This window comes from Terriglobia bacterium, from assembly GCA_036496425.1.
Lineage (GTDB): Bacteria > Acidobacteriota > Terriglobia > 20CM-2-55-15 > 20CM-2-55-15 > 20CM-2-55-15.
This window is the reverse complement of the sequence record DASXLG010000275.1, coordinates 1-2676: the sequence shown is the minus strand read 5'-3', so window position 1 is coordinate 2676 and position 2676 is coordinate 1. Positions and strand designations below refer to the sequence as shown.

Sequence of the window (2676 nt, the reverse complement as noted above, 5' to 3'; positions counted from 1 at the left end):
CGTCACGTAGCCATATTTCTTCGCCAGCACCATCCCAAGATCGCCGCGGTACGTGTCGTAATTTTTCAGGTAATCCTTGTACTGATCAGCATTCAGGTAGCTCGCGTAAGGGTCGATCGCTTCGAGCAACCCGTTCATCGCGCCGAGCGTGACATTGCTCATGTCCGGCTCCTCTACGTATTCGCTCTTGATGCGCGAGAGGACTTCCGAATACACCTCAAGATGCTTATAAATGCTGTTGTCCGACGTAGCCGCGGCACTCGCTTCGGCCGGCGCCCCTTTGCTGACGACGCCGCCCAGCAGCAGCAAAGCCACGAGGCAGGTGGACGACATCACGACGATGAATTTCGTGCGGCTTTTCATAATTTTCATGACGCGGCGGGGAACGAAAACGGTGCGCTCGCAGGCTCGCTACTTCTGATTATATGACGAACAGCGGTCACTTGGGGTAGCAACCGTGCGACGGGTGGGCGACATGAAAGGCAGTTTGTCGAGTTTTCTTTTTTTGTGGCATGAATCTTAGCGTTTAGATACGCTAAGACCGGGAGCGCAAAATAATGTCTGATCCTGAACTCCAGTTGGAAAAGCAGCGGGCCGATCTGTTGAAGCGAATTGGCTCAGTCGGAGATCTGCGGCGAGGTTCGATCACCGCGACTTCCGGAAAGTGCGGAAAATCAACTTGCCATTGTGCCAAAGTCGGAAGCATCGGCCATGGGCCGAACTTCCGGCTGACGCGGAAGGTGCAGGGCAAGACGGTAACCGAGACGTTCGCCTCACCGGCGGCGTTGCGAAAGGCACAACTTGAAGTGGAAGAGTTTCATCATTTTCAGAGTCTCTGCGAACAGGTGGTTGAGGTAAGCGAACAACTCTGCGCCGTACGCCCGATTGAGAGTTCGTTATCGCCGCAGGAAAAAAAACGGCGGAAGCGCTTCAACGGGAAGTCGAGCGGGAAGTAAGCGGGCTGCTCCGGCTCATTTTTCAGGATTTTCGTAAATCCGGCAGCCTCGATCTGGAAGCGGTGGAGTTGGCCATGCGGGCCGCGATGCATCGGGCCGGAGCGGCAGCGCTGAGCCAGTTACTGCGATGTGATCCGCCAGACCAGGACAAACGCGGGATTCTCTGTCAATGCGGCCAGAAGGCTCGTTACCGCGAAATGCGTTCCCGACGCATACTCACTGTAGTGGGCCAGGTGGAGTTCCTGCGACCCTGGTATCTGTGTCCGCAATGCCATCACGGCCAGTTTCCCGCCGATGCCGGTTTCGATATAGATGGGACAGATCTGTCACCCGGCGTTCGACGCATGCTGGCGCTGGTTGGTGCGGAAGCGCCTTTCGATCATGGACGCCGACAGATGGAACTGCTGGCCGGTCTGGAGGTGACGACCAAAGCCGTGGAGCGCACGGCGGAAGCAATCGGAGGCGATATCGCCGCAGGCGAGCAGAAAGAGATTCAGCGGGCCGTACAACTGGATCTGCCGGTAATAGTGGGAGAACCGATCCCGATCCTGTATATCGAAATGGATGGCACGGGAATACCGGTAGTGAAGAAAGAGACGGTGGGACGGCAAGGCAAGACAGAAGGCCGGCCCGCCCACACACGGGAAGTCAAACTCGGATGCGTTTTCACGCAGACCACATGTGACAAAGAGGGCTACCCCATCCGCGATCCTGATTCCACCACTTACACCGGTGGCATCGAAAATGCCGACGAGTTCGGTAAACGAATTTACCTGGAAGCCTGGCAGCGCGGCTGGAACCGCGCGGAAAAGAAAGTCGTCATTGGCGACGGGGCCGAATGGATCTGGAATAACGCCGACGTGCACTTTCCGGGTGCGATCCAGATCGTAGATCTGTATCACGCTCGCCAACACTTGTGGGATGTAGCGCGCAAACTGCATCCCAACGACGACGTGAAGCAGAAAGTCTGGATGAAGATCCACCAGAAGCGGTTACTCGACAAAGGGAAAATCGAAAAGCTGGTTCTCGCGCTTCGGTCGACAGTTTTAACCAATCCGGAGGTTGTCGACAAGCTTCGTATCGAGGCGGATTACTTTGAAAAAAACACCGAGCGTATGCGCTACCCGAAGTTTCGCCGCCAGCATCTCTTCGTCGGCTCCGGTGTCATCGAAGCTGGTTGTAAGACCGTCATCGGCTCCCGCCTCAAACAGTCCGGCATGTTCTGGACCCTTCGTGGCGCCAATGCAATCATCGCTTTGCGATGTTGCCATCTCAACAACCGCTTTGAGGACTACTGGGAGTCGCGTCGGGCCGCTTGATCTCCACTTCTATGTCGCCCGCCCCCCGCTGAGTATTCCCGCCGAGGGGTGGGCGACATGGAAGCTGTCATCTGAGCAGTTTTCTTTTTTTGTGACATATTGCTGAACGTATAATAACGTTCAGAAAGGAAGCTCCATGCCTCACATCCTCGAAGGTCTTGAATCGCAGCGATCCGGACTCCTTGAAGAATTCCTCCGCCTGGGCGATCTGCGGCCGGGTTCGATCACGGCCGTAGTGCGCCGCTGCGGTAAACCGTCCTGTCATTGCGCCAAGCCCAATGATCCCGGCCACGATCCTCAGTTCCGTCTGACCCGACGAGTCGCGGGCAAGAGCGTGACCGAGTCCTTCCCCAGTCCTGCCGCGTTGCGTAAGGCGCAACATGAGGTTGCCGAGTTCCATC

4 protein-coding genes are annotated in these 2676 nt (G+C 56.5%); 3 read left to right on the top strand and 1 reads right to left on the bottom strand.

All coding sequences use genetic code 11. The features are described 5' to 3' along the window. A partial coding sequence (locus VGK48_19960) for a hypothetical protein (protein ID HEY2383457.1) occupies positions 1-372 on the bottom strand: 372 nt, incomplete at its 3' end. A 185-nt stretch (positions 373-557) separates the two neighbouring features. Between VGK48_19960 and VGK48_19955 the strand changes: the two genes are divergently transcribed. From VGK48_19955 to VGK48_19945, 3 genes are all read left to right on the top strand, one after another. Next, the gene (locus VGK48_19955; protein ID HEY2383456.1) at positions 558-956 is read left to right on the top strand and encodes a DUF6788 family protein; all 399 of its coding nucleotides are present in this window, start codon (positions 558-560) and stop codon (positions 954-956) included. A 74-nt stretch (positions 957-1030) separates the two neighbouring features. Further along, the gene (locus tag VGK48_19950) at positions 1031-2275 is read left to right on the top strand and encodes an ISKra4 family transposase (protein ID HEY2383455.1); all 1245 of its coding nucleotides are present in this window, start codon (positions 1031-1033) and stop codon (positions 2273-2275) included. A 136-nt stretch (positions 2276-2411) separates the two neighbouring features. Next, positions 2412-2676, top strand: a 265-nt coding sequence (locus tag VGK48_19945) for a DUF6788 family protein (GenBank protein HEY2383454.1), incomplete at its 3' end; no start/stop codon positions are given.

Bases quoted from the DNA above. Each gene is read 5' to 3' on its own strand.
- VGK48_19955 (HEY2383456.1), top strand. From the start codon at position 558: ATGTCTGATCCTGAACTCCAGTTGGAAAAGCAGCGGGCCGATCTGTTG.
- VGK48_19950 (HEY2383455.1), top strand. From the start codon at position 1,031: ATGCGGGCCGCGATGCATCGGGCCGGAGCGGCAGCGCTGAGCCAGTTA.